The organism is Clostridium saudiense (genome assembly GCF_000577815.1).
Classification (GTDB): domain Bacteria; phylum Bacillota; class Clostridia; order Clostridiales; family Clostridiaceae; genus Clostridium; species Clostridium saudiense.
Map to the genome: position 1 here is coordinate 1 of NZ_CBYM010000006.1, position 23,867 is coordinate 23,867.

At 27.1% G+C, this 23,867-nt stretch carries 31 protein-coding genes and 2 pseudogenes; 12 read left to right on the forward strand and 21 right to left on the reverse strand.

Translation table 11 applies throughout. The features are described from left to right. The 4 genes from TY07_RS18540 to TY07_RS04495 all read right to left on the reverse strand — a co-directional run. Positions 1–690 (reverse strand): phage antirepressor KilAC domain-containing protein (locus TY07_RS18540; protein WP_042395990.1); only part of this gene is annotated, 690 nt, incomplete at its 3' end. Positions 691–858: 168 nt separating this feature from the next. Then, positions 859–990: a hypothetical protein gene (locus TY07_RS18710; RefSeq protein ID WP_278244467.1), complete on the reverse strand. Its 132-nt coding sequence runs from the start codon at positions 988–990 to the stop codon at positions 859–861. After that, positions 953–1,234, reverse strand: coding sequence for a beta/alpha barrel domain-containing protein (locus TY07_RS04490; RefSeq protein ID WP_042395994.1), 282 nt, complete (start codon positions 1,232–1,234; stop codon positions 953–955). Before TY07_RS04490 ends, TY07_RS18710 begins: the two co-directional genes overlap by 38 nt. An 83-nt stretch (positions 1,235–1,317) precedes the next feature. Next, on the reverse strand, positions 1,318–1,527 hold the full coding sequence (locus tag TY07_RS04495; protein WP_042395996.1) for a helix-turn-helix transcriptional regulator: 210 nt from the start codon (positions 1,525–1,527) through the stop codon (positions 1,318–1,320). A gap of 160 nt (positions 1,528–1,687) precedes the next feature. On the opposite strand from TY07_RS04495, the gene TY07_RS04500 reads away from it, so the two are divergent. From TY07_RS04500 to TY07_RS04510, 3 genes are all read left to right on the forward strand, one after another. After that, positions 1,688–2,053, forward strand: coding sequence for a helix-turn-helix domain-containing protein (locus tag TY07_RS04500; protein WP_042395998.1), 366 nt, complete (start codon positions 1,688–1,690; stop codon positions 2,051–2,053). A gap of 62 nt (positions 2,054–2,115) precedes the next feature. Then, positions 2,116–2,475, forward strand: a complete 360-nt coding sequence (locus TY07_RS04505; protein WP_042396000.1) for a hypothetical protein — start codon at positions 2,116–2,118, stop codon at positions 2,473–2,475. Between the two features lie 248 nt (positions 2,476–2,723). After that, positions 2,724–3,452, forward strand: coding sequence for a hypothetical protein (locus TY07_RS04510; RefSeq protein WP_042396002.1), 729 nt, complete (start codon positions 2,724–2,726; stop codon positions 3,450–3,452). 62 nt (positions 3,453–3,514) lie between these two features. On the opposite strand, the gene TY07_RS04515 is transcribed toward TY07_RS04510, so the two are convergent. After that, on the reverse strand, positions 3,515–3,709 hold the full coding sequence (locus TY07_RS04515; RefSeq protein WP_042396004.1) for a hypothetical protein: 195 nt from the start codon (positions 3,707–3,709) through the stop codon (positions 3,515–3,517). 153 nt (positions 3,710–3,862) lie between these two features. Between TY07_RS04515 and TY07_RS04520 the strand changes: the two genes are divergently transcribed. Then, on the forward strand, positions 3,863–4,321 hold the full coding sequence (locus TY07_RS04520) for an ImmA/IrrE family metallo-endopeptidase (RefSeq protein ID WP_042396008.1): 459 nt from the start codon (positions 3,863–3,865) through the stop codon (positions 4,319–4,321). Between the two features lie 27 nt (positions 4,322–4,348). After that, complete coding sequence (locus tag TY07_RS04525) at positions 4,349–5,911, forward strand: recombinase family protein (RefSeq protein WP_042396011.1); 1,563 nt, start codon at positions 4,349–4,351, stop codon at positions 5,909–5,911. Between the two features lie 39 nt (positions 5,912–5,950). On the opposite strand, the gene TY07_RS04530 is transcribed toward TY07_RS04525, so the two are convergent. Beyond that, positions 5,951–6,235: an ABC transporter substrate-binding protein gene (locus tag TY07_RS04530; protein ID WP_042396014.1), complete on the reverse strand. Its 285-nt coding sequence runs from the start codon at positions 6,233–6,235 to the stop codon at positions 5,951–5,953. A gap of 229 nt (positions 6,236–6,464) precedes the next feature. On the opposite strand from TY07_RS04530, the gene TY07_RS04535 reads away from it, so the two are divergent. Both TY07_RS04535 and TY07_RS04540 read left to right on the forward strand, forming a co-directional pair. Then, a complete protein-coding gene (locus tag TY07_RS04535) occupies positions 6,465–6,863 on the forward strand; it encodes a CidA/LrgA family protein (protein WP_042396017.1) in 399 nt (132 codons plus the stop codon). A gap of 4 nt (positions 6,864–6,867) precedes the next feature. Continuing rightward, positions 6,868–7,572: an LrgB family protein gene (locus tag TY07_RS04540; RefSeq protein WP_042396020.1), complete on the forward strand. Its 705-nt coding sequence runs from the start codon at positions 6,868–6,870 to the stop codon at positions 7,570–7,572. A 62-nt stretch (positions 7,573–7,634) separates the two neighbouring features. Here the strand turns inward: TY07_RS04540 and TY07_RS04545 are convergent, their stop codons facing one another. The 3 genes from TY07_RS04545 to TY07_RS04555 all read right to left on the reverse strand — a co-directional run bounded on the left by TY07_RS04545 (position 7,635) and on the right by TY07_RS04555 (position 11,486). Further along, positions 7,635–9,818: a type IA DNA topoisomerase gene (locus tag TY07_RS04545; RefSeq protein ID WP_042396023.1), complete on the reverse strand. Its 2,184-nt coding sequence runs from the start codon at positions 9,816–9,818 to the stop codon at positions 7,635–7,637. An 85-nt stretch (positions 9,819–9,903) separates the two neighbouring features. Next, complete coding sequence (locus TY07_RS04550) at positions 9,904–10,467, reverse strand: TspO/MBR family protein (RefSeq protein ID WP_052330612.1); 564 nt, start codon at positions 10,465–10,467, stop codon at positions 9,904–9,906. 68 nt (positions 10,468–10,535) lie between these two features. Further along, the gene (locus tag TY07_RS04555; protein WP_042396026.1) at positions 10,536–11,486 is read right to left on the reverse strand and encodes an alpha/beta hydrolase; all 951 of its coding nucleotides are present in this window, start codon (positions 11,484–11,486) and stop codon (positions 10,536–10,538) included. 418 nt (positions 11,487–11,904) lie between these two features. On the opposite strand from TY07_RS04555, the gene TY07_RS04560 reads away from it, so the two are divergent. Genes TY07_RS04560 through TY07_RS04570 form a run of 3 tightly spaced genes read left to right on the forward strand, consistent with a single transcriptional unit; the run spans position 11,905 to position 15,329 of the window. Next, positions 11,905–13,263, forward strand: coding sequence for a Mur ligase family protein (locus TY07_RS04560; protein ID WP_042396029.1), 1,359 nt, complete (start codon positions 11,905–11,907; stop codon positions 13,261–13,263). 16 nt (positions 13,264–13,279) lie between these two features. Then, complete coding sequence (locus tag TY07_RS04565; protein WP_042396033.1) at positions 13,280–14,011, forward strand: type 1 glutamine amidotransferase; 732 nt, start codon at positions 13,280–13,282, stop codon at positions 14,009–14,011. A gap of 34 nt (positions 14,012–14,045) precedes the next feature. Continuing rightward, positions 14,046–15,329 carry a D-alanyl-D-alanine carboxypeptidase family protein gene (locus TY07_RS04570; protein WP_042396036.1) on the forward strand — a complete coding sequence of 428 codons (1,284 nt, stop codon included), beginning with the start codon at positions 14,046–14,048 and terminating at the stop codon, positions 15,327–15,329. A 149-nt stretch (positions 15,330–15,478) separates the two neighbouring features. On the opposite strand, the gene TY07_RS04575 is transcribed toward TY07_RS04570, so the two are convergent. The 12 genes and pseudogenes from TY07_RS04575 to TY07_RS04625 form a co-directional block, all read right to left on the reverse strand. After that, positions 15,479–16,336 carry a 50S ribosomal protein L11 methyltransferase gene (locus tag TY07_RS04575; RefSeq protein ID WP_042396038.1) on the reverse strand — a complete coding sequence of 286 codons (858 nt, stop codon included), beginning with the start codon at positions 16,334–16,336 and terminating at the stop codon, positions 15,479–15,481. Positions 16,337–16,353: 17 nt separating this feature from the next. Beyond that, positions 16,354–16,971 carry a flavin reductase family protein gene (locus TY07_RS04580; protein ID WP_078061292.1) on the reverse strand — a complete coding sequence of 206 codons (618 nt, stop codon included), beginning with the start codon at positions 16,969–16,971 and terminating at the stop codon, positions 16,354–16,356. A 240-nt stretch (positions 16,972–17,211) separates the two neighbouring features. After that, positions 17,212–17,950 (reverse strand): annotated as a pseudogene (locus TY07_RS04585) (DNA adenine methylase). Between the two features lie 275 nt (positions 17,951–18,225). Then, positions 18,226–18,474, reverse strand: a complete 249-nt coding sequence (locus TY07_RS04590; protein ID WP_042396043.1) for a spore coat protein — start codon at positions 18,472–18,474, stop codon at positions 18,226–18,228. Positions 18,475–18,486: 12 nt separating this feature from the next. Continuing rightward, positions 18,487–18,672 (reverse strand): hypothetical protein, encoded by a 186-nt coding sequence (locus TY07_RS04595; RefSeq protein WP_042396045.1) that lies wholly within the window; start codon positions 18,670–18,672, stop codon positions 18,487–18,489. Positions 18,673–18,806: 134 nt separating this feature from the next. Next, entirely contained in the window at positions 18,807–19,478 is a 672-nt protein-coding gene (locus TY07_RS04600; protein ID WP_042396048.1) for a manganese catalase family protein, read from the reverse strand. A gap of 295 nt (positions 19,479–19,773) precedes the next feature. Further along, positions 19,774–20,328, reverse strand: a pseudogene (locus TY07_RS04605) (manganese catalase family protein); the annotation flags it as partial. Between the two features lie 14 nt (positions 20,329–20,342). Next, positions 20,343–20,591 carry a spore coat protein CotJB gene (locus TY07_RS04610; protein WP_042396051.1) on the reverse strand — a complete coding sequence of 83 codons (249 nt, stop codon included), beginning with the start codon at positions 20,589–20,591 and terminating at the stop codon, positions 20,343–20,345. A 20-nt stretch (positions 20,592–20,611) separates the two neighbouring features. Next, the gene (locus TY07_RS17800) at positions 20,612–20,767 is read right to left on the reverse strand and encodes a spore coat associated protein CotJA (protein WP_078061294.1); all 156 of its coding nucleotides are present in this window, start codon (positions 20,765–20,767) and stop codon (positions 20,612–20,614) included. Positions 20,768–21,312: 545 nt separating this feature from the next. Further along, positions 21,313–21,534 (reverse strand): hypothetical protein, encoded by a 222-nt coding sequence (locus tag TY07_RS04615; protein WP_042396052.1) that lies wholly within the window; start codon positions 21,532–21,534, stop codon positions 21,313–21,315. Between the two features lie 410 nt (positions 21,535–21,944). Next, positions 21,945–22,244: a spore coat protein gene (locus TY07_RS04620; RefSeq protein WP_042396055.1), complete on the reverse strand. Its 300-nt coding sequence runs from the start codon at positions 22,242–22,244 to the stop codon at positions 21,945–21,947. A 5-nt stretch (positions 22,245–22,249) separates the two neighbouring features. Beyond that, complete coding sequence (locus TY07_RS04625) at positions 22,250–22,465, reverse strand: hypothetical protein (RefSeq protein ID WP_042396057.1); 216 nt, start codon at positions 22,463–22,465, stop codon at positions 22,250–22,252. 687 nt (positions 22,466–23,152) lie between these two features. Between TY07_RS04625 and TY07_RS18865 the strand changes: the two genes are divergently transcribed. Together TY07_RS18865 and TY07_RS18870 are read left to right on the forward strand one after the other, a co-directional pair. After that, positions 23,153–23,395, forward strand: a complete 243-nt coding sequence (locus tag TY07_RS18865) for a recombinase family protein (RefSeq protein WP_423752210.1) — start codon at positions 23,153–23,155, stop codon at positions 23,393–23,395. A 161-nt stretch (positions 23,396–23,556) separates the two neighbouring features. Beyond that, positions 23,557–23,787: a recombinase zinc ribbon domain-containing protein gene (locus TY07_RS18870; protein ID WP_078061295.1), complete on the forward strand. Its 231-nt coding sequence runs from the start codon at positions 23,557–23,559 to the stop codon at positions 23,785–23,787. Positions 23,788–23,867 lie beyond the last annotated feature (80 nt).

Sequence of the window (23,867 nt, forward strand, 5' to 3'; positions counted from 1 at the left end):
GCCTTTGCCTGTCCACTTTCTGTCATATATTATTTTCCCGTTATCTAAAACTTCTTGCTTAATGCTTACTAAACCTAATTCAGAATATTTAGAATATAAAAGCCATGTTTTATTTTGTTTGTACTGTATCTTCTTTTCTGACAATAAATTGTTAAGCTTTGTAGCACTACTTAACCCTAATTCCTTAGCAATTTCTGATGTTGTGTACAACTTATTTTGATGTACTAGCTTGTCCCTTTGCTTCTCTGCTTCTAACCTTGCAGCTCTTTCCTCTTTCAATTTTGTTGCAGCTGCTATAAGTAAATCTGGATTATCTAACAATTCATCTGTTGCATACATTCCGTATTTTCTCATGCTTGGTAATACTTCTGTCGCTAACCACATTTGAAACTTTTTAGCAACATCATTATTTGCTTTCATTCCAAGTAGATAAAATAAGCTTTCTGGAATGTAATCATCTTTCCCCACAAGTGGAGAATTTCCAAACTCACTGATAAATCCATTAACCCTCTCCCATTTAGGATATTTTTTATTATTTTTAATTTGATACCAACCAAAGCCTATAGCTGTATCTTCTGCATTTAAAGAAATACTTCTATCTTCATTTTTAATTGCTCTTACTTCAAGTTCTAATTCTTCATTAATGAATAATTGAACTCCTTCTTTTCTTTGATATTTTACATCTTCCATCTTTTTATCCTCCATTATCTTTATATTCAACGGTATTTTTCGCCATTATGTTATTTTTAAAAGGCTTATCGCCTTATCTAGTCTTTATATTTACTTTTTCTACATCATTTTTCGCACATTCGACCTTTTAAAAAGGCTTTTCAGCCTTGCTTGTCTTATGTTTAAAATTCACTTTGTTAAAATACTATTCATCGCAGCACTTATTACACTTTCTTTAATTTCATCTAAAAGTACTATGCAATAATTCGGTGTTGCTTCTGGATTAGCTTCCAATATTTTTTCTACTATCTCCTTCTTCAATTGCTTTCTTTCCTCTAAATTCATACTTTCCTCCTACTTTTATAAAATCTTCTTCTGTCCAACCCCTTATCTTAAAAATCTCTGTTGCCCACATTTCACCAAAAGTAATTTCTAAAGCGTTAACTAAACCTTGATAATATCTTTGTGAAATTTCATTTATCTTTTCTGGATCTTCAACTGGATTTAAACAAACAGCCTTAAACTTACTTCCTGGCATTGTAAATATTTCTGTTCCTATCCCCATATTTTACCTCTTTAAAATTTTATTAAGATATAATATTCAAATTTATAATTTTGGTTAAACTAAATTTGTATATATTTTTATTCCTATTTGGGAACTTTACTTTTAAAAAAAATATCCTCTATACTCTCACCAAGTAATTGTGATATTTTATACGCTTCTTCTAATTGTATTGGACTTACACCTAACTCTTTCTTTCTGTATGTAGATATAGGCATTCCAATCCATGAAGCAAATTCCTTTTGGGTTAAATCGTGTTCTACTCTTAACCCTCTTAACCTTCTTAAGTTAATCATTACTCCCCTCCTTAATCCCGATTGGGAATTGGTATATTTATACTATAATCTCATTTTGGGAACATGTCAACACTTTTTTGTTAAAAAAATACTAAAATTGGGTACTTTTATTCCCAATATGGTTATTGAGCCTTATAATTTTAATTAAGGAGGTGTTCAAATGGCAACTTTTGCAGAAAGATTAAAAGAATTAAGAAAAGAAAAACAACTTACCGTTGAGCAACTTGCTAATAATATTGGTAGTGCCAAATCTACAATTTCAAGATATGAAAATGGAAGAGAACCCAAAGGCGATATCATAAGGTTGCTAACAGACTACTTTGATGTTTCTATAGACTACCTAATGGGTGTGAGTGATATAAGAACACCTATTGTAAAAAATGATAACAAAGAACATAAACTATCACCAGAAGTAGAAACAATAGCAGCTCACTTAGAATCTAAAGATAAAGAAATTACACCAAAGAAAATGAAACTGCTTAAAAGTTATATAGATACTTTATTTGATGATTTTGATGATGAATAGATAAAATTTAAATAAATCTAAAATACTTTAGATAAAATAATTAATTAAAGGGATGGGATAAAATGTTTGGAACTAAGAAAAAAAAAGTTAGTGAAAAGGAACTAAGAGCTATTGCTTGGGAAGAGTTTAAAAAAGAAATGTTACCAAAGATATTAGAAGAAGCAAAAACACCTGGTACATATCCAACAAAAATAAACGTTGCTCGTACTGGTGAAGGTCATTTTGTACAAGTTGGTAAAACCACTGCTGAAGCAACACAATTTATAAACAGTATAGTATGTCATAGATGTCAAGTAATGAATATTTCAACTAAAGCTGATAAAAGTTTATTAGATCAATACATAGTTACTTATTGGTATATAGATGGCGAAGCTAAAATATATAATGAAATCTATAATAGAGTTAAATCTGAAAATTCTTAAATATACGTTCTATATAGATACTTTATTTAATGATTTTGATGATGAATAGATAAAATATCAAACAATCTAAAATACTTTAGATAAAATATAAATTAAGGCTTTAAAGCTATTTATTTTTAACTTTAACACAAAAGTAATTTTTATATTAAATACTAAATAGTACATTTAATCTTATTTGATTACACAATTATACGCTACTAAATAAATATCTTATTTAAAATATTTATTTATTTTAACGGAGGCAGAAAATGATTAAAAATATATCGGATTTCAATAAATTTGATAATGTTATAATAACTAATGATAATATTGAAAAAATAAGAAAAAAGTTAGATATAAAAGAATATATCCCATTTACAGGGATATTCAATGAATGTGTTTTTGTATTTAAAGAAGGTTATAGTAATCACTATATATACTATAGTCAAGTAAGCAAAAAAATATCCCATCTTGAAAGCTATAGTTATGAAAAAGGAAAGTTAATATTCGAATGTTCTTTTGATTTAGACTTTAATATAAATGGTTCTTTTTTATCAGATAGAATAGTTAATATAAAAAAAGGATTAAGATTTATAAAAATATCTAAAGACCAATTACAGTCTTATATAAATTATATATCATGCAGATATGCTGGTGTTATTGGGTATTTTTACTTGATTGAAAAAAATAGAAAAAACATATCATTAGATACTACTATTATCCCTATACAAAATAATAATCATAATATCCAAGAACAAAGTGAACAAAAAATACAATATTACAAAAATGTTATAAAATTTGAAGATATTGATATAACAATAAAAACTGCTAATCCTACTTTATTAGATATATTTAAAAAGAAATATAATAAGCATACAGAATCTTGGGGAGTAAGAGGACACTATAGGACACTAAAAAGTGGAAAAAAAGTATTTGTCAAAGCATATACAAAAGGAAATAAGATTAATTATAAATCTAAAGACTATAAATTATCTTAGAGTAAATAATGCTTTTTATAAAAATGCTATGAATGTTTCTATAGATAGTAAAGTGCTTCTTCCTATTGCTTTGTATTTTGAATAGAATTTCGTATATTATTTATTCTAGATTGAGAGTTAGATACTTTTTCTTCTAGCTCTCTTTGAAATTTAATACTTTTTTCAGTATATTTACTATTTTCAGTGTTATATATATTATTTTCTATTTTAGTTAATTGTTTATCCATAATGTTGTAAATTCTTTTTATAAATGACATAAAATCACTTCCTTAAACTGTAATTAACTATATATTACTATAATAATCATAAAAAGTGAATGTTATACTACTAAATTTAAAAAGTTAGGCCTTCAGCCTTTTATTTTTTAGCCACTAAGCGAACATATATTCAAGCAAGAAAGGGAAAATATAATGGAATATGAAAAACTTATGATTAAATATGATAAACACGTAAAAGTTAAAGAAAAGCCTCTAAAGTATGGATTTAAAGGTTTATATAAAAATAAAAAAATAATAATAGATTCTAATATAGAAACAAATAAGGAAAAGACTTGTATACTTGCTGAAGAGCTTGGACATCATTTTACTAGTTATGGAGATATAATTGACCAAAGCGATATAAGAAACGTTAAACAAGAGCTTAGAGCACGTGCCTGGGCATATGAAAGACTTGTTGGAATAGTTGATTTAATTAATGCTCATAAAGCTGGTGTTAGGGGCAGATATGAACTTGCAGAATTTTTAGAAATTCCAGAATGGTTTTTACTAGAAGCTATCGAATATTATAAGAGTAAGTATGGTACATGCTATAAAATTGATAACTATTTAATATACTTCTCTCCTAATTTTGGAATAATGGAATTTTTTTAGTCAATAATATACAGCGAGGTGATATAAATGAATGTTGCTATCTATGCAAGAAAATCAAAAGCCACTAAAAAAGGTGAATCTATTTCTAATCAAATAGAACTTTGTAAAAAATATTTTCTGAATACAACAAATGAAGATGTTAATTTTCTTATCTATGAAGATGAAGGCTGGTCTGGTGGAAATATTAATAGGCCCCAGTTCACTAAAATGATGAATGATGCGAAATTAAAAAGATTCTCTGCTCTTATATGCTATAGATTAGATAGAATTGCTCGTAATGTAGCTGACTTTTCTTCTACTTATAAAATATTAGAAGAAAGTAATATAGCTTTTATAAGTATAACAGAGCAGTTTGACACCAGCACTATAATGGGTAGAGCTATGATTAATATTAGTGCTACATTTGCACAAATTGAAAGGGAGACTATAGCTGAACGTATAAAGGATAATATGCTTGAGCTATCTCGTACTGGTAGATGGTTAGGTGGTACTCCTCCTCTGGGTTTTAAATCAGTTCAAATAACAGAAAATAATAAGAGAATGTATAAATTAGAAGTTGTTGAGGAAGAAATTGAAATAGTAAGGCTCATATATAAGCTATATCCCGAATATAAGAGCACTGTTCCCATAGCAAGGTATTTAGTCTCTAATTATATAAAAGGAAAAAATGGGGGCGATTTTAGCAGAAATACAGTACTGCAAATATTAAAGAATCCTGTTTACTGTTGTTCTGATGAAAATGCAATAAAATATTTCGAATCTAAAGGTTCAACTCTTAATTGTAGTGAAAATAATAAATATGGTCTAATGGTCTATAATAAAAGAAAAGGTGGAAAGAAGGAAAATCCTATTGAAGAATGGATTATTGCTACCGGTAAACATCCTGGTATTATTCCTGGAGCTGAATGGGTAGAGTGTCAAAATATTTTATCAGAAATTTCAAGTAAAACATCCCCAAGAAAAGCTACTGGCAATAAATTTTTATTAAGTGGAATGTTAAAATGTTCAAGATGTGGTTCTAGTATGTGCTCTTGGAGTAGAACATCTAAAGGTATCTATTATAGAAGTTATAGGTGTGAATTAAAAAATAGATCTTCTAATAGATGTGACTCAAAAATGGTCAATGCTGATGAGCTTGAACAATTTGTCATAGATTTATGTAAAAATATTAATATTGAAGATATTATTAATATTAAAAGAACAAAAAATAATAATGCTTCATTAAAAAGAGAACTAACATCATTAAATAAAAATCTTAATGAAAATGATAAATTGCTTCAAGGCCTTATTAAAAAATTAGCATTAATAGATGATATTGATGTTCTGTCCATGATCCAAACAGAAATAAAAAAAATAAAAACTGAAAATGATAATATTAATAAAAGAATAAATGAAATTAATATTTCTATGTTTGATGTTGAAGATGAAGAAAATAAAAAACAACTACTTTTAGAAAGTCATAAACTTTTTATAAATACAATTGATTTAATTGAAGATGTTGAAGCTAAAAGAAATTTAATAATGAACTTTATTGAGTATTTTACCTATGACAGCGAAACAAATGAAGTTGGATATAAACTAAGGTTGTAGGTAGCTCTACAGCCTTTCATTTATTATGGACATATGTTGTTATTTAGATTGTGTTGTATCGGCACCTTGTCCTGTAGATAAATCAATATTAAGTCCTTCTTCTTCAAAAAAGCCTTCATTTATTGCAACATACATTGGAGCATAAAATACAGATCTTACAACTTCATTTAATCTAACAGTTTGTAAATTTGCTTCATCAGTACTTGTAGTTCCCTTTGATGTACTATCTTTTTTAGCTTCTGATTTACCGCAGCCTATAAATATTGCACCTACTAGGGCAACCACACTTAATATAGCTGCAAAACGCTTAAAAGTTTTATTCATACATACTCCTTTTTAGATAAAATTGCTTATATTATTATGATTTATATTATGATACATGATTATTTTTTGTTAATTTTTGCAATCGTTTCATCCATTTATTTTTCATAAATTCATAGATTTCTTTATGATAAAACATCCTTCTTTCCATATAGACATAATATTATTTTGTATTATATTATAATAATAGGCTTTTAAAATTATCTACTTAAATTTATAAGGAGGTTTACTCATGAAATTTTTTAGAGAATCTATTTTGATTCTTTCAATTTATTTTGCAGGTGAAATTATTTCCAAACTATTAAATCTTCCTGTACCAGGAAATATTATTGGAATGATATTGTTATTTTTATTACTAAATTCTAAAATATTAAAAGTTGAAAAAATTGAAACACTTTCTAACTTCTTTTTAGATCATTTAGCCTTTTTCTTCATTCCTGCTTCTGTAGGGTTAATGACTTCATTTGGTGCTTTAAAGGGTAGTATATTAAAAATAGTTATATTATGTATATTAACTACAATAATCGTATTATCTGCTACAGCACTAACTGTAGAATTTATTTGCAAGAAAAAATCAAAATTAGAAAATAATAATGACAATGAGGATAAATTTAATAAAAAGGAGGCATAAATAAATGGATATATTTACAAATAACATGTTTTTTGGAATATTCATATCTCTTGTAGCATTTGAAATAGGTTTATTTATTTATAAAAAAACAAAATTCCCACTTTTTAATCCACTTTTAATTGCCACAATAATTGTAATAGGCTTTTTAAAAATATTTAATATAGATTTTGATACTTACAATCAAGGCGGTCAATTTATAAATATTTTTCTTGGCCCTGCAACAATAGTTCTAGCTGTTCCTTTATATAAAAATCTTAATTTACTCAAGAAGAATTTTCTTCCTATTATTTCTGGGATATTCGTAGGTACTCTAGTTAGTGTATTATCAGTTATTTCAATTTCATTTTTCTTAGGATTAGATAATACTCTAACAGTTTCATTATTATCTAAAAGTGTAACAACCCCAATAGGAATTGAAATTACAAATACACTTGGTGGTGTTACTTCAATTACTGTCTTAGCTATTATATTATCTGGAATAATAGGGGCAATTGTAGGACCTACAGTTTTTAAAATATTAAGAATTAATAGTCCAATTGCTAGAGGGATTTCACTAGGAACTGCTTCTCACGCTGTAGGAACTTCAAAAGCATTAGAAATTGGTGAACAAGAAGGGGCAATGAGTTCATTATCTATCGGTGTTGCTGGTATAATAACAGTATTTTTAGCTCCTTTATGTTATTCTTTGCTTTCAGTATTAATTAAATAAATTCACTAATAAAAATAAATTATTAAAAAAAGCTTTAGCAGCAAAATACTGCCAAAGCTTTTTTAATTTATAAATTCAAATTTCCAATTATAATATCCTGTCTTTTCATCTTTTTCATATCTTAAATATGCAGAAAATAAAGTACCTTTTTTACTCTTTAGATTTCTAAATCCAACTTTACCATTCTTAAGAAGTAATTGAACCATTTCCTTAGTTACCTTTTTACCTAGGGATTCAATAAATTTATCATTTTTCCAAATAGTATATTTGCAACCATTTTTCCAATTGACACATCCATATCCTTTTTCACCTTCTATAATCGAATTACCACAAACCGGACATTTACCAATTTCCTCTACCCCTTCTGGCTTTTCAACTTTAAACTTATGAAGCATAGAACTATCATTTTTAATCTTTTCTACCGAACTTCTTGTAAAGTCATAAATTAAATTTAAGAAATCCTCTTTTTTAAATTTCCCTTTTTCAATATCAGATAATGTTTTTTCAAGTCTTCCTGTATATTCTAAATCTAAAAGTTCTTTAGCTGGAAAAATTTCTACTATTGTTCTTCCAAGCTCAGTTGTAGTTAAACTCTTTCCTTTAGTTTTAATATATCCAATATCTTTTAGCTTTTTTATAGTTTCAGCTCTAGTGGCTGGAGTTCCTATACTAAAACCACTTAATATAGCTTTCATCATTTCTTCTGAATTGCTCTCATCATCTGAACTATCATCTTTATCATCCTTAAAAGACTTTCCACAAGTCTCCATAACTCTTAAAAGAGTTTTTTCTGTATGATACTTCGGTGGTTTCTTTGTCACTTTATTAACCTTACTATCTACTATATCTAAATTTTCACCCTTTTCAACTAAAGGTAGGATTGTATCTTTTGATTCTATTTTCTCAACTACTCTCCATCCTTTAACTATTTCTACTTTTCCCTTAGAAATAAACTCGCCTTTTAACTGTTCGTCGTTAACTTTTAATGTTATTTTCGTTTCCTCAAATTGGGCAACAGGCATAAATTGCATTATAAATCTATTTTTTATAGCATTATAAACATGTTGTTCATCTGTAGTTAATCCTTTTGGTATTACATATGTAGGAGTAATAGCACTATGGCTCTCAACCTTAGAATTATCAAAAACTCTTTTAGATTGAACGAATTTTATTTGATCTTCATAAGGTAAACCTTTTTTATGGGTTTCAAGCACTTTTTTTGCTTTATCAACTAAACTTTCTTCTAATACACTACTTGCAGTTCTAGGATATGTTATAAGTTTTTTTTCATATAACCCCTGTGCAACCTTTAATACCTTATCTGAAGTCCATCCTTTATATTTACTAGTTATATATCCTTGTAAATTAGAAAGATTAAAAAGACTTTGTGGATATTCCCTCTTCTTTTCAATTTCTTTGTCTACAACTACTGCTTGCTTTTCTTTTAATAATTTACTTAAATTGTCTAAATACTCTTTTTTCTCAAACTTTTCAGAAGCATTTTCATAATAAAGACTTTCAAACTCTATATTATCTTTTGATTTTAAATTAATTAATAACTTATAATATGAAGACTCCTTAAAATTTTCAATTTCTTTATCCCTATCATAAATTATCTTTAAAGTAGGCAATAAAACTCTACCTATGTTAATTGTCTTTTTTTCACTAGCACCATATCTTAATGTTGCAACAGATGTCAAATTAATACCTATTGTCCAATCTGCCAACTGTCTTCCTATTCCAGCATCTTGAAGTGGTTTCATTTCACTATTAGGCTTTAAATTTGCCATTCCCTTCTTTACTTCATCTTCTGTCCATTCATTAAGAAGAAGTCTATAAATAGGCTTTTTTATATCATAATGGATAAATAATTCATCTGAGATAACCTGACCTTCTCTATCAAAGTCTGTTGCAGAAATTACTCCATCAACATCATCTCTGTCAATTAATCCTTTAATAATATTTATTTGTTTTTCTGCACCTTTATCAACAACTTCTCTATTACTACTATCACATTTTATTTTATACTTAAAACCTTCAGGAATAAAAGGGAATTTATCCATTCTCCATCCCTTCATATTTTCATCATAATCCTTTGCATCATACAATTGAAGTAAATGACCAAAAGCCCAAGTAACTAAATAATCGTCGCCTTCATAAAACCCATCTCTTCTAGTTTTTATCTTATATGCATCCGCTATATTTTTAGCAACTGATGGTTTTTCTGCTATTATTACTTTCTTCAAAATACTCTTCTCCTTAAATCCGTATTTACATCATTACCAGATTTATATTTTATCCTATTTATTTTTATAATTCAAATTTTATTAATTACATTTCATTAAATATCCAAATATAAAGTGATAAATATGTTGCAAATACAACCCATAAAATATAAGGAATCATCAATGCTCCAGCTATTTTGTCATCCTTAAAAAATTTAACTGTAGTTATTACTATTAGTAAAAGCAAAATACATATTAATATAAATGAAATACCATATAATCTTAAATTAAAAAATATAATTGCCCATAGAAAACTTATTAAAAGTTGTACTAAATAATTAAAATATCCTCCATGATCATTTTTCCCTTGCTTGTTATTCATATATATTCTATAAGCAGCAATACCCATTAAAATATATAAAGCAATCCATACTATCCTAAAAACTAAATTAGGCGGTGTAAGAATACTTTTTTTTAATACATCATATATACTCATTGAATTTTTAGTAACAAAGCCTACTATCAAACTCCCAATAACAGGCATCATAATATTTTTTAATAAACCTATAAATTCAAACTTTCCATTAACGCAAAATATCTCTTTAAATATATTCTTTCTTCTATTAATCGACTTTTTAACTTTAGGTTTCTTCTTTTTTCTCACAAACATCACCCCTTTTATTTACTAATAAAATATATGTTACTTAACAGTAAATAATGTTTATGAGTAATATATTTTTAGTTTGTTACTTTTTCATTAACCTTTACAATTCTATTCGTCCAATTTAATATATCTAAAATAACTTCATCTTTATTACTTTCATTTAGCATTTCATGTCTACCATTCTTATATAATTTATATTTCAAGTCATGTATTCCTAATTCTTTATAGCATTCATATAATCTTTTTATACCTTTACCAAAATCTCCAACTGGATCTTTATCACCGGCAAAAATTAATACTGGTAAATCTTTAGGGATTAATTCTAAGTTTTCTTTTTTATTAATCTTCCATAATCCTCTTATTAAATCATAATAATATGATGTTGTACAAATAAATCCACAGTAATCGCTTTCTATATACTTGTCCACCTCCTCATCAACAGAGCATAGCCAATCATAATTTGTTCTATTAGGTTTGAAACTTCTATTGAAGTTTCCAAATGATAACTTGTCCATTATCTTACTTTTAGCTTTTCTTCCTCTTATCATCATTTCAACTTTTGAAATTAATATTCCTAATTTTGTTATGTATTCAGGTCTTCCATTTGTTCCCGATAATATTACTCCATCTAATTCTTTACCATATAACTCAATATATCTTTGACTTACAAAAGAACCCATGCTATGCCCAAATAATATTAAAGGTAAACCTTCATTTTCTTTCTTTATTATATCTGTAAGTTCTTTAACATTTTCAACAAGCATATCAAAACCTTCATTATCAGCTATGTAACCTCTTTCTTCATCTTCCTTAGAAGTTTCTCCATGCCCTCTATGATCATGTGCATATACTATGAAGCCATGTTCTGTAAGTTTATTTGCAAAATAATCATATCTACAAGCATACTCAGTCATTCCATGTGAAATCTGTATTATTCCCTTTGCTTCACCTTTAACTTCCCATTTATAACATTTAATTTCTTTACCTTCTTTATCGACAAACGAAAACTTCTTCAAAACTATCATCTCCTATTTAGTTTTTTAATATATTATCTTCTCATGCAAATTGACTGTCAATATTGTATAGGGAAATGTTAAATAATTATTCATATTTATATAATTTATTCTATTTTTTTTTAATTTAATTTAAATATCCTGTTAAGATGCATTTGTTAAAATCTAAGTTTATGATATACTATTTTAGTATTGATATAATCTTTAAAAGAATATTATAATTTAACTTATAATCGGAATTCTAAATCTTAATTAACAACCTAAATATATTATTTAAGCAACGAACTATATTTTCTTGTTAGTTTTATTAACCCTAATTGCAAATTTTGCAATTATTAAATCAATAGGTTTGGAAATATCCTGTAATATTATTATTAAATGATTATAGTTCAATATTATTGTTAATAATGTAAATAAACTATTGTAGGTGGTGAAGAAAATTAATATTAAGTCAATTCTCAGTATATTAGCAACAAAATTCACATTATTTCTTACTAAAACCATTTTAAAAGGTGGTACTACTTTTCCTGGTAGAGTTGCATTAAAATTAGATAATAACATTTTAGCAACTGTATCTAAGGGATATAAAGTAGTATTAGTTACAGGAACTAATGGTAAAACTACTACTACAAGCATGATTTATAACATCATTAAAGAAAAAGGTTACCCAGTAATAACTAATAACACAGGGGCTAATCTTTTCCCAGGTATAGTTACTACTTTCGTTGAAAACTATAAATTCTTCAATAAAGATGAAAATAAATATGCAATTATAGAGGTAGATGAAGCTAATTTAAAATTTATAACAAAGTATATTAATCCTGAAATAATTACTGTAACAAATTTATTTAGGGATCAACTTGATAGATATGGAGAAGTTTATACAACATTAACTAAAATTTTAGAGGGTATAACTCTTGTACCTGAAAGTAAGCTAGTTTTAAATGGTGATGAATCATTACTTGGAAAGCTTGATGTGAAGAATCCATTAGTATTTTATGGATTTAAAACACCAATAAACGAAAATAAAACTATTGATGTTAATGCAGATTCAAAGTTCTGTAAGTTCTGCAAAACTCCTTATAGTTATAACTTTGTTACATATAATCATTTAGGAGATTATTACTGTACAGGCTGTGGTTATACTCATCCTGCTATTAAGTATGGTGTAGACGAAATTGTAGAATTAACAGCAGAAAGCTCTACTGTTAAATTTGGAAACACTGAAATCTTCTTAGGTCAATCTGGTGTATATAACATCTATAATGCTCTTTGTGCTTATTCAATAGCAAAAGAACTTAATATTGATGATGCTTGTATAAAAAAATCTTTAGAAAATCAAAGTTCTAGTTTTGGAAGACAAGAAATAATAAATATAGATGACAAAGAAGCAAAAATTATTTTAGTTAAAAATCCAGCTGGATATAATCAAGCTTTAGACACCCTTTGCTTAAATAAAGATTCCTTCTCTTGTGCATTTTTATTAAATGATAATTATGCTGATGGTAGAGATGTTTCTTGGATTTGGGATGTTAATTTTGAAATTTTAAATAATACACCTTTAGATGAAGTTTATGTATCAGGTCTTAGAACTTTTGATATGGCAGTAAGGCTAAAAACTGCTGGTATTTCTCCATCTAAGTTTGTTATTGAAGAAGAATATGAAAAATTAACTGAACAAATCAAAAATGGTAAAAACAAAAAAATATATATCCTTGCAACTTATACAGCAATGATAAATTACAGAAAGTATTTACATTCTAAGGGTTATATAAAAAAACTTTGGTAGTGTTTAGGAGGCTATTATGGAATTAAATATTTGTCACCTTTATCCTGATTTATTAAACGTATATGGTGATGTTGGAAATATATTAATTTTAAAACACAGAGCTGAAAATCGTGGAATTAAAGTTAATATACTTAACATTTCAATCAATGATGAATTTAATGCAGATGATTACGATATAGTATTTTTTGGCGGTGGCCAAGATTTTGAACAATCGATAGTATCTTCTGACTTGATGAATAATAAAAAAGAAGAGTTATCAAGATACATTAATAATGGTAAAGTTCTAATAGCTATCTGTGGTGGATATCAATTATTAGGTAAATACTATACTGCTCCTAATGGTGAAAGAATTGAAGGCTTAGGCATATTAGATATTTATACTGAAGCTGGAGATACTAGATTTATTGGAGATACTGTTATTTACAATGAAGATTTCAATGAAACTTATGTTGGATTTGAAAATCACTCTGGTAGAACTTATGTTAATGGATTAAAGCCACTTGGAAAATGTGTTCATGGTTATGGTAATAATGGATCTGATGGCTATGAAGGCTGTATATATAAGAATACTTATTGTACATACTTCCATGGATCATTACTTGCAAAAAATCCTGAACTAGCAGATAGATTTATTAAAACAGCTTTAGAAATGAAGTACTCAGAAGTTGCTTTAGAAAGACTAGACGATTCTTTAGAAATAAAAGCTAAAGAAGTAATGATTAACAGGTTAAACAATAAACAAAAATAATAATATTTACTTATAAGAAGGACGGGGAGATTATATGTCAAAGAAATTTTTTAGAGCTTTTGTTCTAACACTATGCTTATCATTAGTAGTACCTTTCTTTAATACTATTAATGTATTTGCTGCAACTGAGCCTCAAATAATGGGGCAATCTGCTATTACTATGGATTTAGATACAGGCGAAATTATTTATTCAAAAAATGCTGATGAACAACGTTCACCTGCAAGTACAACTAAATTATTAACTTCTCTACTATTTGCTGAAAACAAAAATAAGGATGATTTAATTCCTTACACTGAAAATTCAGTTTCACTAAGAGAAACAACATTAAATAATTTTATTGGTAATACTGCACAACCTGGTGATACACTAACTGCTAATGAAGTAATGGATGCTGTTATGGTTTATTCAGCAAATGATGCTGCTGTTATGATGGCTGAATCTGTTTCTGGTTCTGTAGAAAAATTTACAGAATTAATGAACCAAAGAGCTAAAGAACTTGGCGCGGTAAACACTAACTTTGTTAATCCTAACGGTTTAGAAATTGATGCTAACAATCATAATGTTACTACAGCTTACGATTTAGCTTTAATTGCTAAAGCTGCTTATGAAAATGATTGGGTAAGAGAATCTATGGGAATAGATAAAACGTCTGTTATTTTAGATGGTAAGACAATTTATATCGAAACTAGAGATAAATTACTTGGCGTTGATGGTAATATTGGTGGTAAAACTGGTAATGAAACTAAAGCTGGTCATTGCTTTGTAGGATACTATAACAGAAACGGAAGAAATTTAATTACTGTAGTTTTAGGTTCTCTATATGGAGCAGATGGAATGAATGTATTTAATGACACTCAATCAATTGCTGATTATAGCTATGATGCACAAAAAACTACTTATAAATCTGCTGGAGACGAAATATCTACTGTTGAATTAAACTATAAACTATTTAGATTCTTTGGTCCAACAAAAACTATTACAGCTCCTGTTGTTTTAGATCAAGATATTGAATATTATCAAAATAGCTTTAATGATACTCATTCTAATTTAGAAGTACCAAGTAATGAACTAAATGCTTGGAAGGTTGCTTCTAATAACAATGTTGATTTAGTTTATACTAGTGGTGATTATACTCAAACTGTTAAGGGATCTATCACTTTAAGTACTGGTCAAATATTAAAAGCTAATATAGGAATTTACGCTCTTTCTTTATTAATAATAATTTTAATAATTGTATTATTATTTGTAACAATAAAATTAATGATGAACTCTAAGAGACGTAGAAGAAATAGAAGAGGAAGATATTCTAGATACTAAAATAGTGACAAAAAACAAATAAAAAAGAAACTCCTTCTGGAGTTTCTTTTTTATTTAGAAATTCAGCCTATGCTAAATTTATTCCTCAACTTGAAACTTGTCACTTAAAACTTATAAGCCACTACCCTTATAGAATTTTATCTTTGTTACTATCTAAATACTGCAGTTACCCATTCATTCGTTTGATGTTTGCTTATAAGTTTAAAGCCATAGCTTTCAACATTATTCTTAACTTCATCAAAGCTCCATTCTACAAGTCCAGAAACTAATAAATTTCCACCTTCTTTTAAATGAGACTTTATATATTCCATAAACATCTTAGTTTCTTCTCCACCAATATTTATGAATATCCAATCAAAACTTTCCTTAACTAATTCAGTATCATCTAATATATTTCCTACTACAGCTTCTATATTAGTTAAATTATTCAATGAAGCATTTAACATTACCTCATCTTCAACATCTCTTATATCAACTGCTACAATACTTTTTGCTCCTGCAATAGATGCAGCAATCGAAAGTATACCTGATCCTGTTCCAATATCTAAAACAGTTTTATCTTTTAAATCTAACTCATTTAAAATTAGCTTTAATATATCTTGAGTCGTTTCGTGAAGCCCTGTTCCAAAAGCCCCCTGAGATATAAAGTTAATTTTTGTTTTTCCCTCAAACTCCTCTTCTGGTCCAGCTATAACATATTTATCATCTAAATGAATAGCAGGAAAATCAAATGTAGTATAATCATTATTGTTTTCCTCAACATCTATATAATCCATTTTTAAAATCTCTTTTAACTTTTCTTTAAACTCTTCTAGACCTTCTTGTTCTTCATAGGCAACCTTTAATATTATTTCTTCATCATCTCTTTCTATATATCCATATCCGTAATCGTCAGTAGTAATCTCTAATGGATTTTCATAGAAAACATTATAAATGTCATTTATAGCTAATTCTTCTATAGTTGAATCTAATTTTTCATATGGAAGTCTATATGATATTATAAACATTTTTCATCCTCATTTCTTTATTTAACTTTATTTTTTAATTTCTTTGTATTTTTTGTTGTAATAAAATTCTTTTTACCTTTATTTTTATTATTCTTATTGTTTTTTACAGATTTTTCCTCAGAATTCTTTTTTAATATAGAGCTTTGCTTTACTTCTTTTACTTTAGTATCATCTAATTTTGCTTTGACTTCTTTTTTATGTATTGGCTTTTTTGCTACTGAATATCCAAACTTACCTAAGGCTTCTGTATCCATTTTGAAGTATTCTCCATGATAATATGTAATTAAATCAGCTTCTTCAAGATGAATTTTCCCCTTTTCATCCATTAAATCTTTATCTACATATGAGCCTACTACCTCTGCAATAAATAAATCATGTGTACCAAGAGGAATTATACTTTTAACTTTACATTCAATCGATATAGGACATTCATTTATATATGGAACATCTACATTTGTCCCCTCTACCATTGTAAAATTCATTTCTTTTATTTTATCAAACTTACGTCCCGGTCTAACTCCACAGTAGTCAACAGCTCTTGTCATATCACTACTTGGAAGGTTAACTGTGAATTCCATTGTTTCTTTTATATATTCATAAGATAGTCTTTCTGGTCTCACAGATATTGATAACATTTGAGGCTTAGTACATACTGTTCCACTCCATACATAAATACAGTAATTTTTTAATATAGCATTAGCTTTAGCAACTATAAAATTATATCAAATAAATAATGTATGTAGAAGTATTTTTATTAATTTACTATCTTGTATTTTTCTTTTTTACCTTTATTATTAATTTACCATTTTTTATTTTTATCTTCACTCTACTTCCCCCTTACTTCATTCAGTTTTCCCTAATTAATCATATTAGTCTTAATAATTAGTTATTATTAACTCCCTGTATTTACCTCTTCCTTCTGCAGCTCTCGAAACCGAATAATTAACTTCAACTTCTTTTATATTGAATTCTTCGTACCATTCTCTTACTTTTTCATGGTCATTAATAGTTAACAAAAATTTACCTTTTAAAATTTTAAGCTTGTCCCTTAAAATGATATGTTCTTTTTCTCCAAACTTATTATCATATCCTGCAGTTTCAAAATACGGAGGATCACAAAAGAAAAAGCTATATCTCTATCATATTTATCAATAATTTTTTCAAAACTTAAATTCTCTACATATGTGTTGCTTAGTCTTTCTCTTATGTCACTTAACATATTCTTATAAAATACTTTTTGACTTGGTTTAGTTGTAGTTCCATATCCATATGTCTTCCCCTTACCAACAAAACTTTGAGTTATTAAATATAAGAACCTAATAGCTCTATGTATTTCAGTTAAATAATTTATATTATAGTTTTTATACTCTTCAAAAATATCTCTTCTAGAAAACTCATACCCTAATAATCTTTCAATCTCTGGAGAATGATATTTTATCATTTTAAATAGATTTATTAATTCTTTATCTATATCATTTATAACTTCTATCGTACTTGGTTCTTTTCCAAAATAAACCCATACCGCTCCAAAAACAGTTCTATATAACATGTATGCCCTGGAATCAAATCTATAATATCTTTTCTTAGTTTATATTTTTCTCCAACCCTACAAATAGGTTATTTTTATAAAATATAACATTATTCTCATAATTTGTACTATTTATTCCAAGTATTTGTTCTTATCGCAAACATACGTTCTTGTTTTTTTGTACAAAATAGAACTAGATATATTATTTCTATATATCTAGTTACCTGTAATTTTATTCTGTATTTTTTTTGAATTGCGCACTAAAAAACACCACATATTAACTTTTTAATAATACGTTATTCTCATTTAATTATAATATACTTTTTAGTTACTAATATAGTATTTTATTATATAAAAAGCATTATCCTTGTGAAAGCTGTTGCTTAACTGTAGCAATTTCAGTATCTGTTGCTTTTTGTGCAGGTATGTAATATCCCTTTTCCTTAGCAATTTTGAAAAGAGCATATTGACGAATCTCATCTTGATCTCTCATAAGTTGTATTGTAGAACGTAGTTCTTCATTTTCACACTGAGAAATTATACTGCCATATCCTGATAAACTTGCATTTAATCCTGCTAAATAATCACTTATCATTTCCTTTTCTTGCATAATATTTTCCTCCTACTCTAAAAAGAACATTAGCTTTTCTTTGTTAGCCTTTGCATCTTGTGCATCCTTTGCCAACATGTTTTTTAATGTTGTATCTGTACATTGTTTAGAATAAAAATCTAGTTTTTTCTCAATAGTACAATGAGCACCAATTAAATGACGCAAATTTTGTAATTCTAGTTGATTTAAATTTGCCATTACTATTCCTCCAGTATTATAAATTCATTAATTAATATTTTCTAATATTAACTTATTTATTCACTATAAATTATTAAATATAATACCTTTAAAATTTAGTTTATACTAAGTTAATATACTTTCTACACTAAATACTATCTTCTAGGGTTTTCAAATGAAGGTGGTGTTGGATTTGGAGCTTCATGTGAAGGTCCTGGTGTTGATAAGTCAAAGTATAACTTTGAATCTTCTGTAACTCCAAAGTCTTTATTTGAACCACTCTTTTGCACCTTATTTAAAGCCTCCCTAAATAATGCATTATGAGCTTCTTCTCTATTAAGTAAAAAATCTATTGTTGCTCTTACTTCCTTATCTTCTATTTGCCTATAAAGATATTCATATACAACCTTCGCTCTTTGTTCAGATGCTATATTTGATAATAAATCTGCAACTAAATCACCAGTAACAGTAACATAATCAGCAGTCCAAGGTGCACCTGATGAGTTAATAAGTACTGGTGATAATCCACATTGTACATGAGTTTGAATTTCTCCATTACAAACTTCATTATTATTAACATCATGTCCATTTAATAGATTAATAGTTTGTGAAACCATCTCCATATGACTTAACTCTTCTGCTCCAATATCTAAAAATAAATCCTTAATTTCGGGGTCTTTTATTCTAAAACTTTGAGAAATATATTGCATTGCTGCTTTAAGTTCACCATTTCCACCACCTAATTGTTCTTGCATTAATACTGCATATTGTGGGTTAGGTCTTTCAACCTTTACTTCATGTAATAGTTGTTTTTTGTGTTCAAACATTTTATCTTACCTCCAAACAATATATTTTTATCAAATTTATTATTTGAATTTTTAATAATTAATATTCAATACATATTATTAAACTTTAGAATATAAATAAACTCTATCCTTATATTAATAAAATAATAAAAAACACCTTCTATTTATCATATTTTTACTTAATAAATAGAAGGTATATAATACTTAATATTACTATTTTTATTGTTAATTATCTAATTGAATAACTATCATAGTAGACTTTATTCGGATGAGGAGTTACTAAACACTCTTCATGATAAATTTTACCTGGAACGGTACTAAAATTATCTTGCACATCCATTAATGCTTCTCCAAACCTTTGAAAGTGAACAATTTCTCTTTGCCTTAAAAATCGTAAAATCTCTTTTATTTCTTCATCATCAGTAAGATTAATCAACCATTCATAAGTTGCTCTTGCTTTTTGTTCAGCAGCCATATCTTCATGAATATCAGCAACCACATCACCTTTTGCTTGAATGTAAGTTGCAGTCCATGGATTACCTTGTGCATCACTGTAATATAAAGCTCTACCGTGATCTGTATAATGTCCGCCCAAATCAGCTGCAACTAATTCTTCTTTTGTAGCATTAGACATTAATTGATATATCATAGTAGCAATCATCTCAACATGAGCCATCTCTTCTGTAGCAATATCTGTTAATAATGCTTTTGATTTTCCTGTTGGCATTGTATAACGTTGATTTTGATATCTAAGTGCTGCACTTAATTCACCATCTGGTCCCCCATATTGAGACATTAAAAACTTTGCCATTTTTAAGTCTTTAGATTTTAAATTTATTGGATATTCTAGTGTTTTAACATAATACCACATTAAGTCATCCCTCCTTATTTATTGTCCCAAGGCCAAGGATTAGATGTCCACTTTTCAGGAGCTTCAATTGAAGCAGAGCCAAAGTTAGTCAATGGTTCATATGATTTTTCATATTTACAAACTAGAAAATCTAACTTTCTAGAAACTTCATTATAATCATCTGTAGCTTTTTGATTTGTTGGAAAGTTATCTAAATATAAATTAAGCTCTACTGCATAAAAAATATATTTCATAATTTTAAATAGCAATTCATTTTCATTCATTATATCACCTCTATAATAATTTATTTTTCATTTTCTACATAAGGTCTATAAAGATCTTTAAAAATTGTGCCTATCCTTAAAGCAGTATTAGGCTGAAATAAATTTTCATATCTTTGCAGTATTATATATGCCTTAGCATATTTAGTATTTCTTTTTAATTCCTCTTTAGTATTCAAACTTTCTCAATCCTCCCTTTAATATCTACTTAATTATATAATATGTAGAAATTAATAAATAAGTTACATAACAATGCTATTTTTGTACATATTTTGAATAATTCTAACTTTTCATATTTAAAAACAATTCTTTATGAATTATAAGTATATTTCTCAAAACTAAATAATACTAATCCTATTATGTAAATATTTGTATATATTGAATTTTAAGTAATATATCCAACTTTAATTTACTTTTATCCTAACAAATATTTTTGAAACGTAAGAAAATAAAAAAAGCAATCACTAAATGTAGACAGAGTGATTACCTTTTTCTATAGTATCTAGAGTTAATACTATATATATCTTGCAGTTTTATCTTTATATATGTTTATAATCTAAAATTACAAACTTATTTATTGATAATTATAATAATCTAAGTAAATTACTACTGTTAAGTTCTTGTTTATTTAATTTATACTCTTCGATTTCACTCATGAATGTATCAGAAAATAAACAAAATTTTTCATAATCTATTATTTTATATAGATTATTTAGCTTTGTAATTATAAGTTCTTCTTCATCGTCTTCTGTCGCTTTACTAATAAATAACTCGCCTCCTTCCTAAAAATAAATTTTAAAATCTGATGTGGGAATATTTTATCTCTAGATATGAACACGTGGTGTCCTAATGCCCCTTCTGAAAGTGTCAAAATACTCGGAGTATATCTAAGTATTTTCTCCTCTTCTTGTGCTTGTACGATATCCAATAATTCATCCTTTGGCATAGTTCCTTTCTCTGCTAATTTATGATGATATTCACATACAGTTATTAAGTTGCTATCCTCTAATCTTAGTTAATAATCTTCTTTAATAGGTACTATGTGATGAACTTCTAAGTCATTATAGTTATACTTCTTTATTGTGTTATATAACTTCCTTATACATATCTGAAATAGAAATTTACCTCTTGTCTTTTTCTTTGCCATGCTTTTGTCCATCTAAACTTATCTGCTTCACTTGTTTTGTACTTATATCTTTTTTATGTCTTCTTCCACAATACTTATAACTCTTTAATATCATATATTTTATCACTTCTCCTACTAAATTTTCTTAAGGGTTTATTTCTTAATACTTACTTTTTTATGTAAAACAAAAAGAACCCTATTATTAGAGTTCTTTTTATCAAATTATTTAACTATTTTTCATTGATAGTATTTATTGATTCATTATAAGAACATGTTAACTGTTTAATAGGTGTATCATATGGATTAATCCATCCCTTATTTAAACTTAATTCAGTAAGCGCAGTATGTCCTTCAACCATTTGTGTTAAAGATGCTGAATATATAGCTCTTAATTCTGGTGTACTACTTGTTAACGCAGAATTAAGATACATATCTGCAGCTTCTTTTGCAGATGAAAGCATACTTAAAGCTATTTTTTTATCATCTATATCTGTATTACTCTTTATTAAATTTCCTATCATATTTCTCATAATATCTATCCTTCCTTAACAACTGGTACTTTATTTTCAACTATAAATTGTTGGATTCCTTTAATTCTTCCTTCAGTTGCTAATATACTTGCTTCTGACTGTCTTTTTAAATCTTCATCTGATATTAAAGAACTTATTACTCTTTGCATAACTAATCCATCAGATTCCATTTTCAAAATTGCTGCTAAAGATAGATTTTCTACTTCTGAAAGTGCTCTCATTTATAATCACCACCTATAATATATTTTCACTTTATATTATTGATTTAATATAAAAAATACCCGCGTTAAATTTTACCTAATTTATATACTTTTAATCACTTTTTCATTTAAATATAACAAAAAGCACCTAACTTTTTCTTGTTAAGTGCTTTTTATAAAAGGATATTGAGAATTTATGAGAGGTTATATGACCAATAACATATAACTTGATACAATAACATTATATAATTTAAATAACCCTATTAAACTCCCATCTTTTCCCTTTATTTACCCCACATCTTCTAATTTTATGCTATCAACACCAAATAATAATATACTTAAATCCCTAATGGCTGAATTTATACATCTGCTTGGTGTATTTTTTTGCTGCAATTTAATTCTTCTTGTATCTATTCATAAGATACCTTATTTATATAATATAATTCTAAAGCTTTGTACTGCTCGTGGCACCATTCTTTAAGCTTCTTGTGCTTAATATATAAGCTTTATCTTGATCATCATATTCCCGTAAATCATCTACATCATTTACACTATATATAGCTCTATCTGCATGAAATTTTAAACGATAATAAAATAGAGAACGCTAAACTTGACAAATAGGGTGATAGTATTGCTCCTTTTGGTTATGATATAGTTAAAGTTATTGAAAATAGGAAAACTATTTCTTATTAAAAAAAAAATAATGATATTCCTTTAGTAAAAGAAATTTTTAATACCTATATGATTTATAAAAGTCTCCATCAAATACAAAAATATTTGCTAAATAAACATAATATTAAATGGTCATTATCTACAGTTAAATATATATTTGGCAATCCTATATACTGTAGAAGCGATGAGAATGTAATTAATTATTTAAATTCAAAAAATATCCCTGTATATGGTGAGCCTAATGGCTGCGGCTTCATTACTTATAATTCACGTCCATAAAAAAAGGAAAGCGAGAGTGGAATTCTTCTGATACATTCATGGCTGTTAGTAAGCATTTTGCTCCAATAACTTCTGACTTATGGTTAAAGACTCAACTTATTCAGTTGCAAACAACACGATAACCTATACCTAAATCTTCAAAAGTAAGTTATTTTAAATGAATATTAAGATGTGCTTTATGTGGAAGTCCTGTAACTATAAATTATAATAATACAAATAAATATGGTACAAGAAATTACTATTATATTTGTACTGGAAAGATAAAATATGGAGTTTCATATTGTAATAATAGCAATAAGAACAATCATGTGCTTTATAAAATATTATTAAATCATCTTATAAACTTTAAAATTCCAACTGTTGATAAAAAAATAATAGCGAAGCCTCTATAGAAAATTTAAAAGCTCAATTAAAAAGGAATGAAAAAAAGATAGAAAATGTTTTTGATAATCTAACGGAAGCTAACCATGAT